Below are 13,374 nucleotides of genomic sequence, written 5' to 3'. Positions count from 1 at the left end.
CAAAACGCCCGACTCTCATTTAGAGTCGAGCGTTTCTTTGTTGTAATACAAGATGCCTGGCGAGGAGAGCGTCAAATCATAGAACGCCTCGAACGCCTCGATGTCTTCAAGTTTTCGGAAGTCGATCTTGTTCGTCTCGCTGTTCGGGATGGCGACGATGATTCCTTCAGCGGTCGACCGGATCATCCCCGTCTGCCCGTTATGGATCCGGATGTAGAGCACATGCTCACTTTCAAGTAGTTTCACGGCCTCACGGCGTGATTGAATAGACGTTTTCACAGTCATCCTCCTCTTCCTTTTGAGTATAACGGGCGAAGTCGGTTGCTTTCAACTGTCCACATCGATAAAATTATGTAAAGAAGGGGTGGAACGATGTGGATATTGTATGGAATGATTTAAAAACGGTGATGATCCTTGCGCTCGGTGCGCTATTCGTCATCCTCGTGACGATTCGAACGATTCGAAACGTCCGCTGGGTTCGTTTTGGCGAAGCGTTCGGTAAGCAAGGCGAGTCGCTGCTTGAAGATTATGCGTATTTGATTGAGAAAGGCATTGAATGCCGGGTCGAGCAAGGATTGCCGACCGGACGACTGTTTCGTCCGCTCGCAAAAAACTTAGATGACCGTGTCGCCCTGTTCGTCCATCGTAAAGATGAGGCCGCGGCCAGAGAACTATTAAAATAAGAAAAGGTGCCGTGTGGCACCTTTTCTTATTTATGTAACTGACGCTCCGAGCAGTAATAAGCGACTTGCTTGATGATCGGCTCTGTCAGCAGTTCGAGCTTCGTGCGGGAGATGACATCATCGATTATCTCAAACGACGACGCACAGTTGGCCCGGACGCGTTCGACTTTCAATCGACTCGTCTCAGGGAAAATTAGGAACGAGGTGACCGGTACGGCCTGTCCGCATTCTTTCTTCAACCGGTTACGCACTTGCTTCGTCACCGACTCGAGTTCCGTGACCGGATGCGGATGAATGGTTTTCCAACCGAGTGATGTCTCAAGGCGACACTCCCGATTCGAGATGTGAACGGCCGCTGTCGTCCGATTGATTCGAACCAAAAATACACCTTTCGGGCCGACGAGTACATAATCGAACAAAGTCGAGGCAATCTCCACATGTTCAATCATCATCCAATCGAATCGACACGTATGTCGAACGATCTCTACAATCTCATCCGTGTATGATTTTGGCGGGTCCACCACTTCCACTTTCGTACGGAACAGCCCTTTTGTCTGTCGTTTCACCGGTTCTTTCGGAACGGCCGTCAACACTTGCAACATCCCATCCACCCCCTCTCGTTATTCGCTCGGTCCGACCTGTTTGCCAAAGACGGCTTTTTCTAGATTTGAGATACGTCGTAACATATCATAGTTCGAAGCGACCGGTTGCACTTGTTTCACCGGCTCAGGCTGATCCGTTGCACCGCGTCGCAAAGAATCGTTCTCTTGCTGTAGCCGCTCGATTTCTTTTGCCATCTTCTCATAGTCGCGGATGACGACATCTAAAAACTGGTCAACTTCTTCTTGTGAATAGCCACGGAGGGCGGTTTTGAATTCTTGTTTATAGATAGCTTCTGCTGTTAATTCCGTTTGCATCATCTTCACTCCCATTGTTGTTCCCATTGTTTTTCTTCTTCGATGACCCGTAAGTCCTCAGGTGAAATCATGAATAACTCCATTTGATGTTTCCGTTTCGCCCCTTCGACGAGAAAACGGGGGCTTCCTCCCGTCTCTTCGTCATAGAGCGTAATGAGTCCTGCTGCTTTATCCAAAAAGAACGCGGTTTTTGCCCGAAGTTGACTCGGGTCTTCGTACGGACGCTGCGTCAAAGGCTCAAAGAAGTCGGCCTCGAGCTGAAGTTGGATATACAACTCTTGTTCGTACGGTTTATAGCGTTCCTCCATTTCCAAAAATGGCGGGAACACCGCAATCTTGATGGGGTATGTTTCTCTTAACTCTAACAATACTTGTCCGGCCCACAATTCACAACCGTTCGTACCACTAAAAATGAACCATTCGCCTCCAAGTTCGATCGCCTCGAGGATTTTGCGACGATACGCTTCTTGAATGATTTCGATTCCAGGATGATCGGCTTTGAAGATGCCGAGCTCGTGCGGACGGTAACCGGTGATTGCAACGACTTTCATAGACTCTTCCTTTCTAATCGTGCCAGACGATGCTTCAATTCGCGTTGTTCTTTAAAGGCGGTCTGCTTTAAGACGGTCCGACGCTGTTCAGCCAACTCGAGCGCCTGTTTTGTAAAGCGGATGGCGCGGGGAATGTCTTTTTGCCGATGTTCCGCATGCTTGGCGAGTTCAGTCAACGCCTCAATCGTCCCGATTTGTTCAAAGATCGGTAACGCTTCCTCGATGCGACCATTTCGCTTCAACAACATCGCTTGACGGAGACGGGCTCGTTTCGACGGATTCTCGAGCCGTTCATACGTTTGCAGAGCGGCTGCTTCGTTGCCGAGATCGTTCAACCAATGCGCACGCTCCTCTCCGAACGACATCCCCTCCCCTTCGACGAGATGGGTGAGTCTCGTGTAGAGGGAGACGAGGCTCAAGCAATCGGCATGGTGGTGCTCGATGACCGGTCGTAAAATCTCGGGTTCCCGGTCTTTGACGTACTGAAAATAATGCATCGGTGCCAAGAATCCAGGCAAGTCATCTGTCCGCTCATGTCCGAAATGGGCCTCGACCGCTTTGAGCGATACCGATTCGAGCGTCGGTTTCAACAGACGTCTCGACGCATGCAACAAGTCGACGTGTCCAACAGCGGGGAGTGCCTTCACTTTCGATTTCACGAACGTGTGGCGCGTCTTGATTTGCGGCCAATCAAACGACTTTCCGTTGTACGTCACAAAACGGACCTCGTCCCCGATATCGTTCAGAAAATGATAATAAAACGCCGTCTCGAACGCCGGATGGGGCAAGACGTACTGCACCATTTCAAGATGGTCATGCTGTACCCGCGCGAAGCCGATCAAAAAGATGGACGTTCCGGACCCACGAAGGCCGGTCGTCTCGGTATCCATGAACAGCACTTGCCGGGCTGGGACGTCGACAGCGAAAAACGGATGTTTCGCCACGGATAGCGCTTGTTTTGCCGCGGCGTACGTGAAGTCATGATACGACGTCTCGAGCGGATACACTTCTTTCAGGCGGACACACCACTCGCGCTCGAACGTCAAAATCTCACCGCCTAACGCCTTCCACTTCTCTTGTTCGACCTCATCGGGTGATACGGTCACTTGTTTCGGTTCATTCGTTTTTATGAGTCGTGCTAATTTTGCTTTCATATCGTTCCTTTCAAGGCGTGCAACTGATTGATGACCTGCTGTTTAAAGTCGCCATAGCCGACCATACCGACACAGCGAGGACAACCGCTCACACACGGACAATCCTCGACAGTTCGAATCGCGGCATCTAAGATGGTCGAGGCGTCACGATAGAGCGCCTCACTTAAACCGATACCACCCGGGTAACGGTCGTAGAGAAAGACGGTCGGTTTATTCGTATGGGTCGCTTTCATCTGAAGCGTCGTGAATAAGTCGTGACTGTCACACATAAGATAGAGCGGGGCAAGGCGGCGCAACAAATCACTGACCGCCTCGAGCTGATCTTCCATGTCGGCCTCGGAGTAAGCGAACCGTTCGTCGAGGGTGAACCACGTCGCCGTCGTATGAAGCTCGCGTTCCGGCAAATGGATCGGACCCGACCCGATGTTCTCATGCGTGCCGAACTTGATCTTTTTGAACAGCGTCGCCATCGCGATGACCGACACTTCACCGAACGTCTTGACGCCATCCGACTTGTTCTCTTCTAGCACTTTCAGCTCGACCGCCAAATTCGCGTCCGTATAATAATCGACATCGACTTGCCGGACGTACGCTTTCTTTTCCTCAAAATCGAGTTTTTCAACTTGATATTGTTCAGCGCCGTGCAAATAGATGGCCTCGTCATGCAACAGCGTCATCGCGCTGAACGTGTCCATCTCACCGATGACCTCGTGTTTAGCCGTCTGATCAACGATGACGACGTTTTCCTGATCGCTCGTCCGGAGCGAGATCTCATGAGCCGGGAATGAATCGGTCATCCAATAATACTTATCGGCCCGTTCGTGTAAGACGTGAGCGTCCGTCAAGAACTCAAGGACGTCTTCCGTCTCCACCGTGCCGAACCGTTCACCTTTATGAAACGGCAATTCGAAGGCGGCACATTTTATGTGATCGACGAGAATGATCAAGTTGTTCGGGTCAAGTCTCGCCGCCTCGGGCGACCGGTCCAAGATGAGATCTGGTTGGTCGACGACGAGTTGGTCGAGTGACGAGGACGAGGCGACAAAGATGACGAGCGCTTCAGAGTTCCGGCGCCCGGCCCGGCCGGCTTGTTGCCAAAGTGACGCCACCGTGCCCGGGTATCCGTTCAAGACGCACGCCTGCAGTTGCCCGATATCGACACCGAGTTCGAGCGCGTTCGTCGAGACGACCGCCTTGATCTCTCCGTCACGAAGACGACGTTCGATTTCTCGCCGCTCTGATGGCAAATACCCGCCGCGGTAACCGACGATTGATTTCGGGCCAAGTTCACGTCGGGTCAGTTCCTGTAAATACGTCAACAACACTTCGACCCGAACGCGCGAGCGGGCGAAAACGATCGTCTGGATGTCAGCCTCGACGAGCTTGGAAGCGATGCGTTTCGTCTCGAGCGTGGCGCTCCGGCGAATTCCGAGCGCCTCATTGACGACAGGCGGGTTGTAGAAGATGAGATGCTTCCTCCCTTGCGGCGCACCGTTATTGTCGACGAGCACGACGTCTTCTTCCGTCAACAGCTCGGCGAGTTCGACCGGATTGGCGATCGTCGCCGATGTCATGATCCATTTCGGATGACTCCCATAGTAGGCGCATATTCGTTTTAAACGACGGAAGACGTTGGCGACGTGACTTCCGAACACCCCGCGGTACGTATGCAGCTCATCGACGACGATATACTCTAAATTCTCGAATAAACGAATCCACTTCGTATGATGCGGCAGTATGCCAGAGTGGAGCATGTCAGGGTTCGTGATGACGATATTGCCAGCGTCTCGAACTTTTGTCCGGGCGGCTGGAGACGTATCCCCGTCATACGTAAAACAGCGCAAATCTCCTTCGAGCGCCTCGACCATCGACATGAGATCGGTGTTTTGGTCTTGGGCGAGCGCTTTGGTCGGGTAAAGATAAAGCGCCCGTGCGTTCGGTTGTTCGATCATCTTGGACAAGACGGGAAGGTTATAACAGAGCGTCTTCCCGGAAGCCGTCGGGGTGACGATCACGGTCGAGTTGCCGCGTGCCGTCTGTTCGATCGCCTCGGCCTGATGGGTGTAAAGTTGTCGGATGCCCCGCTCGTTCAAGACACGGACAAGATCGGCCGGGACGCTCGACGGGATGTCGGCATATCTCGCCGGATGCGCGTCGACCGTGTGCCAATGAGTGACGTGGCTTGAGAAGCTCGGGTCGGTCTTCAACGTGTGAATCATTTCTTCGACGGAACGCTTTTTACGCATAAGTTCACCTTCTTTTTTACGATTTCGAAGGTGCAAGCCGCTCCACGATCTCCTTCACCTGTTCGATCCGTTCGTCGCGTACGAGCCGATGGATGGCCGGGAGGCGGAGGACGTGCATCGATTTGAAGGCGGCCGCTACATGTTCGTTCTCTGCTTCGAGCCGCTCGATCGCATCCGCATATAACAGATGTGTCGTTCGGCCGAATAAGACGATCGTATGTAGCTTCGTACATTTCGAATGGACCGCCTGTAAATGTTTCGTGTAGCGTTGCACCGTTTTATAATAATCTTCACGCGCGGAGAGCGCTTGACGCTTCCCGCGTAACAGTTCAGCATAAAATGATTCGTCACCGAGAAACATCGTCTCGACGCCGATTCGTTTCAAATGAGGATGGCCCGCTGCTTCGGCGACAGCTTGATCATGAAGCAGTTTGCCGAACGGAATCGAATCGCCCAATAGGTTGCGTCCCATCTTCAAGCCGTTAATGCCGTGTAGCGGAAGACCAAGATCATCATCTTGCAGCCGATCGATTACAAATAACACTTTCATCTTACGTTTAAGAGAGAGTTGTACCATTTGTCACCATCCTATTCGCTTTCTTACCATTATAACAAACGACAACGAAAAACAGGGCGATCGAAATCACCCTGTCGGTCGTTATTCATTGTTTCGGTCGGCGTTCCCGTTTCCACGGTCGCTATTCCCGTTTCCACGGCTCTCGTTTGACTCAGACGATTCCGAGTTGGACTGACGCTCAAGGTCGGTCCCAGACTCTTCTTCAGCCGGCGGCGTTTCTTCCGTCGCTGGCTCTTCCGTCGTCTCTTCCGAGTCCGTTTCATCGTTATTGCCGTTTCCGTTGTTGTTGCTGTTACCGTTATTGCCGTTGTTTTCGTTCGACTGTTCTTCTTCGGCCGGCTCTTCAGCCGGTTGTTCAGTCTCTGGCTCCTCTTCTTCTTCAGCCGGTTCTTGGTTTCGTTGAACCGTATACTGTGTCTGAAGCGGGCTCGACTGTTGTTCGCCGACGAGTGGGTTCGTCGCCGTCGCGACGATCGTGAACGTTGTCGTCCCGTTCGTTAGACCCGAGATGTCGACACTCGTGTCCGACGTCGTAGCGACGACGCGTTCACTGCCGTCCGGACGCTTCTCCGTCACGGTGAACGAGAGGTCCCGATAGCCGTCCGCTTGCACCGCTTCTTTGTTATATGACCATGTCAACGTTCCGCGGTCCGCCGGGATATCGTAGTTGATCGATGCGCCGGTCGGTGCGGGGAGTTTATCCGGTTCTAAATCTTTCGGTTTCGTCCCTTTGACGTACAGCTCGTTCCCGAGTGAGAGCACCGAGTCCGGTTGCTGGAACGCTGCCGGGCGACCGTTCGCGTTCGTCACTTCTTGCATCATATACTCGAAGTAGAACTGGGCGTAGTTCGGTTTCATTACCGTATCAGACGTCTCGTTCGAACGTCCGGTCCAAACGGCGATCGAGTAGTCGGTCGTATAGCCGGCGAACCATTTGTCCATATCGTTGTTCGTCGTCCCCGTCTTACCGGCGACGTCGTACGGGAAAGCACCTGGCTGATACGTCCCGTTCGATGCGCTGACGACGTCACGGAGCATGTCGGTCAACATGTACGCCGTATAGTCTTCCATCGCCTGCTTCGCTTTCACCGGCGAGTTGATCGTCGAGCCGTCGTTGAACTCGATTTTTTGAATCAAGTGCGGCTTCGTGTACATGCCGTTCGTGCCAAGGGCGGCGTAAGCGGCTGCCATCTGCGACGTGCTCGCTTCGGCCGCACCGAGCGCGTTCGAGGCGTTCATCTCGTCGCCTGACATCGATGGCTCAATACCGACGTTCTCGACGAACGATTTGATCGCGTCTTGTCCGAACTCGTCACGCACTTCATAGAAGGCACGCAAGGCCGGCGTGTTCGCTGACACGGTCAAGAAGTAACGCATCGTGTTATTTCCACGATAACCTTCATAGTAGTTCACTGGATCGTAATCTTCATCTTTGAACGGTGCGTCTTTTAATACTTTACCCGTTGACCATTGCCCGTTCTCAATCCCAGGGCCGTAGTCGAAGAACGGCTTCGCCGTCGATCCGATTTGACGCTTCTCGCGTGAGAAGTCGCGATAGTTCTTTTCGCCTTGCTCCGCTTGTTGGCTGTCGATCAAGGCGACGATCTCTCCCGTCTTCGTGTTGAGGACGGTCGCCCCCATCCGCAGGTCTTCCGGGAAGACGTTTTCGACGTTCATGAAATCGACGTTGTTCGATTTGATGTCGTTGTTGAACTTCGTATGCAAGTCTTTATCGATTGACGTATAGACTTTGAGACCTGCCCCGTAAATGTCTGCCTGTTCGAGGCCGTAGTCTTCTTCGAGCTCGGCTTGGACGCGGGCGTAAATCGCACGCGTGTACGACTCGCCGTCCGTCTGTGGGGCCGGCGAGATAACGTCCGCGATCTCGACGTTGAGCGCTTCATTGTATTGCTCTTCCGTGATGTGACCGTCACGCTTCATCGCGGCGAGCACTTGCTCTTGACGATAGCGCGTGAGTTCTTGGTCACCGCTGATCGGATCATACGCACTCGGGCGTTGCGGCAGACCCGCGAGGATCGCCGCTTCTTGATAGTTCACTTCCGATACAGGTTTGTTGAAGTAAGCTTTCGAGGCCGATTGCACCCCGTAACCGCCTGAACCGTAGTAGTTAATGTTTAAATACATTTCAAGAATCTGTTCTTTTGAATATTCACGTTCAAGTTTGATGGCGAGCCATTGTTCTTGGATTTTACGTTTCAGACTCTTCTCACTCGAGAGCATCGATTGCTTGATGAGCTGTTGCGTGATCGTCGAGCCACCTTCGGCCCCGAACCCGCCTGTCAAGTTGGCGATGACGGCGCCGCCGATGCGGCGAATATCAATCCCATTATGTTCATAGAAACGACGGTCTTCAATGGATACGACCGCTTGTTGCATCACTTCTGAAATGTCGTTGATCGACACGTATTCGCGCACTTGACCGCTCTCGAGCGGTTCCCCGTTCGATGAGATCAATTGGATCGGGTACGTCTTCACCAATTTCTCTTCGTCAAGCGGCGGTGCGGTCGCGATTGCGTAGGCTGAATAAGCGCCCGCGGCGACGACGCCGATAATGAGTAGTAATGTTGCAATTAAAAGAATGCGGCGCCAAATCGGCTTCTTCGTTTTAGGTTTCGACTTTTTCGTCGTGTTCTTCTGTTTATTGGTCGTCGTGTCTTGTCGACGTGCCACCCGACTTCGTTCCATTCACGTTTCACTCCTTCTATTCAATCGAGCCACGCCTCAAGCACCGCCAAGTAGTCGACGGCAGGCAAGGCCCGGGTTGGGACTTCCATTCCATGTTGTTCGATATAGCTGAGCGGGATTGATTTCCGTCCCGTCTCGCGTTGTTCCCACCAGTCTAACAACTGGTCTGCCGATAATACATATTGCGTATTATAGCGGCTAAACCGGATGATGACAAAGCAAACCCCTCCATGTTTCATACAATCACGCATGTGTGTGATTTGGTGGTCATGAAAGTTGCCGAGCGGGAAAGACGTTTTATTGTTCGTCTCTTTCGCCTCGAAGTCGATATACTTCCCTCGGTACACCCCGTTATAATCGGTCGTCGAGGCTTGCTTGAAGTAAGCCTCCGTCACTTTGGCGGCGCTTCGCTTTGGATAATCGACTTTGACGATTTGTAGCGGCGTCGGTTTTTTATGGATGACGGCTTTGCCGTGCAACCGATAATACTCGTTCGTCTCGTTGAGAAGCGTCTCCAAGTTCATTCCCCGATTCGCATACGTCGGGGTCTCGGGTCGGCTCGGTATCCGATTGGACGATGTCGCTTTCTTTCCGTTTGGATAGTGGAACAATGCTGTCACCCCTACATCTCATTTTAGCAGGTCGGCCCACTCGTTCCTTCCGTCTAAGGTCTGATTGTCGAGTTCTGTCGTTCGACTCTGTCGTGGATTTTCCGCAATGCATATCGTACCAAACTCTTGTGTGTTAAACTAGTATGTAGTGTATTGTGTATTCAAATTGACACAAGCTTGTCACCGTGTCAGTGAATGTTTTTCTACAATAAGTCTTCTACTAATTAGCCATTTTACGATCGGCGTAAACCCGATTGATGAAAGTTTTAAACGAGACAGAAAAAGAGCGAAGCTTGACATCAATGAGATGTAGCTGTGTTGGAGGGGTACGATGGAAACACAAAAGAAGTACGTCATGTTCGTCGACGAGACTGGGACACCTAAAGGAAACACACAATTCAATTTGACGGGCGTTCTCATGGAATACAAGTACGCCATTGACGCGGACGAAGCCGGGATGCCTTGCGAATTGAAACGCCGCCTGTACGCGTTCAAACGTGATGTGTTCAAAACCGAGAACATCCCGCTCCATTTGAAAGAGATTTTAAAGGCTGAGCACCCGTACGGAAAAGAAGACGGCATCACGATCGACATGCTCCGCGATTTTTGGAACAAACTACCGGACTTTCTGCGTGACATCAATTGCACGATCATCAGCGTCGAAGTCGATAAGCAGAAGCTGCATGACTTCTATTCCACGCCGAAAGACCCTTACGTCGTCGCATTCGCTCACTTGATGAAGTCGTTTTACGCATTTCTTGAAGAGACGGAAGCGGTCAGCGCCCGAGTCGTCCTCGAATCGCGTGACGATTATCAGAATCTACTCATTCAAAAGGCATTCTTTGACATTTTCAATTCAGGAACGGTCCACCTCGATGTCGAAAAGAGCCGACAAAAAATCAAAGGGTTCATCTTCTCTGAAAAGCAAAACACGATGTATCAGTCTGGTCTAGAAATCGCAGACCTCGTCTGTCTACCGCTCTCGCGCGTACGTCGCGGCGTGATCGAAGTCAAACCACGGTTCGTCCATTATGGGGATGAAAACCGCATCTTTAAAGCAATCAAGGACAAGATTTACATTCGTAAAGAAAGTCCGGACCAGGATTTCCGCAACTGGGGATTCAAAAAAGTACCGATCACGAAAAAGCGCCGCGAATGGAGCGACCATCCGTGGAACCACTGAAACCGACCCCGTTGTCATCAACGGGGCCGGTTTTTTCTCTGTGGCTAGACGAGCATACGACCGCAGCCGACGTGTCAGGTAAAGCTTACATAGTTCAACGTTCAGTCTTCGGTTCGCAATCCTGGCAATGTTTCACGTAAACGGAAGAAGGCGACGAGACCGGCCAAGAATGGGATGACCGCCACGAGACCGATCGCCCAATCAATCGACAATACGTCCGTCAATACGCCGGCAAATAACGCCCCGAACGCATAGCCACTGTCCCGCCAAAAACGATACACCCCCATCGCCGAGGCACGCCAATTCGGTTCGGCGACATCGCTGATCGAGGCTTGGATTGTCGGATACACCATCGCCGTCCCGATGCCAAGCAACAGAGCGGCCAATAGCCACAGTCCATAGTCGCTCACGAGCAACAGCAACCACAACGATGTCGCCTGAACCAACATCCCCCCGACAATCAAACCTTTCCGCCCGATTCGATCACTTAAGACGCCGGTGAACAGTTGGAAAAATCCCCACGCCGCCGGATAGACGGCGACGATCAGACCAATCTCCGATAGGCTCAACCCTTTCGAGGCAAAATAGAACGGGAACAATCCCCACGCCATACCGTCTTTTAAGTTCGTCGACAGACCGGCCGCAGTGAGACTCGAGAGTGAGCGATCTTTCCATGTCGTCTGGATGAACACTTCTTTGGCAGAACGGCTCCTGCGTGTGCCCTGCCCCTTTCCTTGAAGGCCAAGCTGCACGCTCGTATCTTTGACAAACATAGATAGGAGGAATCCGATGAGAGCGATCGCGACTCCGATATAAAACGGTTCGGGACGACTCGAGAACGTCGTCGCGACGTACCCTGAGACGGCCGCCATGACGGCGACGCCGACGTAGCCGGCGAACTCATTCATCCCGACGGCGAGCCCACGCTCTGTCGGTTTCGCCAAATCGATTTTCATATTCACCGTCATCGACCACGTCAGTCCTTGATTGATCCCAAGCAAGACGTTCGCGACGATGATCATCCACCAAGACGTGGCAAATATGACGAGCATCGGCACGAACAAGCCGACGAACCAACCGAACAGCAACACATTTTTCCGATCGAATCGGTCGGCGATCGCTCCGGCAAAGTAATTGACGACCGCTTTTGAAAACCCGAAACTGACGATGAACGAGAGGGCCGCGCTCGTCGAGACGAGACCGAAATCTTCTTCGGCGATGACCGGGAGAAGCGTTCGTTCAAGCCCGACCATCGAACCGACGAAGAAGTTCGTCACGACGAGCAACATAAAGTTCAATCGATTTTCATATAGCCCGACCCGTGTTTGATTCAACATTCCCCAATCTCCTTCACATCCTTCACTACAATGAAGGGTTCACTTTTTTGCAAATTGAGTGTACCACAAACATACCCCCAGCCGTATAAAAAACACCTTCTCGATTTTTCATCAAGAAGGTGAATCGATTACGATGGGTCAGTCGCTTGACGCGACTTCATCCGTTTTTTTCCTTCCCGGCACATGTGAAGGAGCGGACATTCTTCACAACCCGGTCGCTGCGCTTTGCAATGATAGCGGCCGAAGAAAATGAATTGGTGATGGAGCTGCGACCACTCCTCGCGCGGGAACTTCTTCATGAGTGTGTCCTCGACTTGGCGGACGTTGTCTTTCCAGCGGCAAATGCCGAGCCGTTTCGAGACACGCTCGACGTGCGTATCGACAGCGAAAGCCGGTTCATGAAAGGCGACCGACAGGACGACGTTCGCCGTCTTCCGTCCGACCCCTGGCAACGCCTCTAATGAAGCCCTGTCTTCCGGAACGATGCCTCCATGCTGTTCGACAATTTGTATCGATAACGCCTTCACGTTCTTCGCCTTGTTCCGATACAACCCGATGCGCTTGATGAGCGCCTCGATTTCGGAGACGTCAGCCACAGCCATCGCCTCGACCGTCGGGAACGCCTCGAACAATCCTGGCGTCACACGGTTGACGAGTGCGTCGGTCGCTTGGGCCGACAACGCGACGGCGACGACGAGTTCGAACGGATTACGGTGCGTCAGTTCACAATGCGCGTCTGGAAACATGCGGCGCATCGTCTCTGACACTTCATTCAACTGGGCTCTCGTCAACATCACTTGTTCCTCCGTTGATAGTCGACCACATCTTCGAGCGATTCGACGTTATGGTCTTGCCAGACGCGTAAAATTTTGTCCATGTATTTGAAGTTCCGAACGTTGCGAAGTTTGGCTTCCCGCAACGCCGCTAAAATGAGTTCCTCGCTAAAACCATCCTCTGTCAACCAGCCGACGATTTGTTCGATCTCAAACGGTGTGATCGTCCCGAACTCTCGTTCGAACGTGTGGATGAGGTTTTCATTCAACGATTGTGTGTTCTTTTTCGGGGCGACGTCTTCTTCGAGTGCTTGAAAAAGAGGGAGCAGGCTATATCGCTCCACTTCTGCCGACGCATCGATGGCAACAAGTTCTTTTTGCAGCAACCCGAGCAAAACAGCCCGTGCCTCACTCTCAGCGACGTTCATCCGTTCTCCGAGTTCGCTCGGCAACGGCATTTCGATGCCCTCTCCTGTCAATTCGAGCAGATGGACGACGAGGCAAAACTCGACCGGGCTCAAATTTAAACGTCGGGCGTCCGTGAACAGTTTACGTGGAACGACGACCGGACTTTGTTCGAACAGTTTGATCATATTATGTGCATCCATGTCGCACATCCTTTCTAAACACATCAAT

General features: G+C 52.2%; 14 protein-coding genes. 2 read left to right on the top strand and 12 right to left on the bottom strand.

Going from position 1 to position 13,374, the window contains the following annotated elements:
* Window positions 1-15 precede the first annotated feature (15 nt).
* Window positions 16-279, bottom strand: a complete 264-nt coding sequence (locus tag L971_RS09700; protein ID WP_024370220.1) for a hypothetical protein — start codon at window positions 277-279, stop codon at window positions 16-18.
* 95 nt (window positions 280-374) lie between these two features.
* Here L971_RS09700 and L971_RS09695 point away from each other — a divergent pair, with 95 nt between their 5' ends.
* The gene (locus L971_RS09695; protein WP_024370219.1) at window positions 375-683 is read left to right on the top strand and encodes a hypothetical protein; all 309 of its coding nucleotides are present in this window, start codon (window positions 375-377) and stop codon (window positions 681-683) included.
* 26 nt (window positions 684-709) lie between these two features.
* Here L971_RS09695 and L971_RS09690 read toward each other — a convergent pair whose 3' ends face one another.
* The 8 genes from L971_RS09690 to recU form a co-directional block, all read right to left on the bottom strand.
* The gene (locus tag L971_RS09690) at window positions 710-1,285 is read right to left on the bottom strand and encodes an NERD domain-containing protein (protein ID WP_024370218.1); all 576 of its coding nucleotides are present in this window, start codon (window positions 1,283-1,285) and stop codon (window positions 710-712) included.
* 18 nt (window positions 1,286-1,303) lie between these two features.
* Window positions 1,304-1,600, bottom strand: coding sequence for a cell division regulator GpsB (gpsB, locus tag L971_RS09685; RefSeq protein ID WP_228617751.1), 297 nt, complete (start codon window positions 1,598-1,600; stop codon window positions 1,304-1,306).
* A 5-nt stretch (window positions 1,601-1,605) separates the two neighbouring features.
* Window positions 1,606-2,151, bottom strand: coding sequence for an SLOG family protein (locus L971_RS09680; RefSeq protein ID WP_024370216.1), 546 nt, complete (start codon window positions 2,149-2,151; stop codon window positions 1,606-1,608).
* Window positions 2,148-3,305 carry a ribonuclease H-like domain-containing protein gene (locus L971_RS09675; RefSeq protein ID WP_047375572.1) on the bottom strand — a complete coding sequence of 386 codons (1,158 nt, stop codon included), beginning with the start codon at window positions 3,303-3,305 and terminating at the stop codon, window positions 2,148-2,150. Before L971_RS09675 ends, L971_RS09680 begins: the two co-directional genes overlap by 4 nt.
* Window positions 3,302-5,551, bottom strand: coding sequence for a DEAD/DEAH box helicase (locus L971_RS09670; RefSeq protein ID WP_024370214.1), 2,250 nt, complete (start codon window positions 5,549-5,551; stop codon window positions 3,302-3,304). Before L971_RS09670 ends, L971_RS09675 begins: the two co-directional genes overlap by 4 nt.
* Before the next feature lie 16 nt (window positions 5,552-5,567).
* Complete coding sequence (locus L971_RS09665; RefSeq protein WP_024370213.1) at window positions 5,568-6,128, bottom strand: hypothetical protein; 561 nt, start codon at window positions 6,126-6,128, stop codon at window positions 5,568-5,570.
* An 81-nt stretch (window positions 6,129-6,209) separates the two neighbouring features.
* Window positions 6,210-8,834, bottom strand: coding sequence for a transglycosylase domain-containing protein (locus L971_RS09660; protein ID WP_047375570.1), 2,625 nt, complete (start codon window positions 8,832-8,834; stop codon window positions 6,210-6,212).
* Window positions 8,835-8,854: 20 nt separating this feature from the next.
* Window positions 8,855-9,454 (bottom strand): Holliday junction resolvase RecU, encoded by a 600-nt coding sequence (recU, locus tag L971_RS09655; RefSeq protein WP_081977076.1) that lies wholly within the window; start codon window positions 9,452-9,454, stop codon window positions 8,855-8,857.
* A gap of 322 nt (window positions 9,455-9,776) precedes the next feature.
* Between recU and L971_RS09650 the strand changes: the two genes are divergently transcribed.
* The gene (locus L971_RS09650; RefSeq protein ID WP_051151328.1) at window positions 9,777-10,628 is read left to right on the top strand and encodes a DUF3800 domain-containing protein; all 852 of its coding nucleotides are present in this window, start codon (window positions 9,777-9,779) and stop codon (window positions 10,626-10,628) included.
* A gap of 101 nt (window positions 10,629-10,729) precedes the next feature.
* Here L971_RS09650 and L971_RS09645 read toward each other — a convergent pair whose 3' ends face one another.
* From L971_RS09645 to L971_RS09635, 3 genes are all read right to left on the bottom strand, one after another.
* On the bottom strand, window positions 10,730-11,965 hold the full coding sequence (locus L971_RS09645; RefSeq protein WP_197053173.1) for an MFS transporter: 1,236 nt from the start codon (window positions 11,963-11,965) through the stop codon (window positions 10,730-10,732).
* Window positions 11,966-12,093: 128 nt separating this feature from the next.
* On the bottom strand, window positions 12,094-12,759 hold the full coding sequence (nth, locus tag L971_RS09640) for an endonuclease III (RefSeq protein WP_047375569.1): 666 nt from the start codon (window positions 12,757-12,759) through the stop codon (window positions 12,094-12,096).
* Window positions 12,759-13,346, bottom strand: a complete 588-nt coding sequence (locus tag L971_RS09635; RefSeq protein WP_024370207.1) for a DnaD domain-containing protein — start codon at window positions 13,344-13,346, stop codon at window positions 12,759-12,761. The genes nth and L971_RS09635 overlap by 1 nt, the downstream gene beginning before the upstream one ends.
* Between the last annotated feature and the right edge of the window lie 28 nt (window positions 13,347-13,374).

This window comes from Exiguobacterium sp. ZOR0005, from assembly GCF_000798975.1.
GTDB lineage: Bacteria > Bacillota > Bacilli > Exiguobacteriales > Exiguobacteriaceae > Exiguobacterium > Exiguobacterium aurantiacum.
Note: the sequence above shows the minus strand (reverse complement) of the source record. Positions and strands in the feature narration are given on the sequence as shown.

Bases quoted from the DNA above. Each gene is read 5' to 3' on its own strand.
- L971_RS09690 (WP_024370218.1), bottom strand. From the start codon at position 1,285: ATGTTGCAAGTGTTGACGGCCGTTCCGAAAGAACCGGTGAAACGACAG.
- gpsB (WP_228617751.1), bottom strand. From the start codon at position 1,600: ATGCAAACGGAATTAACAGCAGAAGCTATCTATAAACAAGAATTCAAA.
- L971_RS09680 (WP_024370216.1), bottom strand. From the start codon at position 2,151: ATGAAAGTCGTTGCAATCACCGGTTACCGTCCGCACGAGCTCGGCATC.
- L971_RS09675 (WP_047375572.1), bottom strand. From the start codon at position 3,305: ATGAAAGCAAAATTAGCACGACTCATAAAAACGAATGAACCGAAACAA.
- L971_RS09670 (WP_024370214.1), bottom strand. From the start codon at position 5,551: ATGCGTAAAAAGCGTTCCGTCGAAGAAATGATTCACACGTTGAAGACC.
- L971_RS09665 (WP_024370213.1), bottom strand. From the start codon at position 6,128: ATGGTACAACTCTCTCTTAAACGTAAGATGAAAGTGTTATTTGTAATC.
- L971_RS09660 (WP_047375570.1), bottom strand. From the start codon at position 8,834: ATGGAACGAAGTCGGGTGGCACGTCGACAAGACACGACGACCAATAAA.
- L971_RS09650 (WP_051151328.1), top strand. From the start codon at position 9,777: ATGGAAACACAAAAGAAGTACGTCATGTTCGTCGACGAGACTGGGACA.
- L971_RS09645 (WP_197053173.1), bottom strand. From the start codon at position 11,965: ATGTTGAATCAAACACGGGTCGGGCTATATGAAAATCGATTGAACTTT.
- nth (WP_047375569.1), bottom strand. From the start codon at position 12,759: ATGTTGACGAGAGCCCAGTTGAATGAAGTGTCAGAGACGATGCGCCGC.
- L971_RS09635 (WP_024370207.1), bottom strand. From the start codon at position 13,346: ATGGATGCACATAATATGATCAAACTGTTCGAACAAAGTCCGGTCGTC.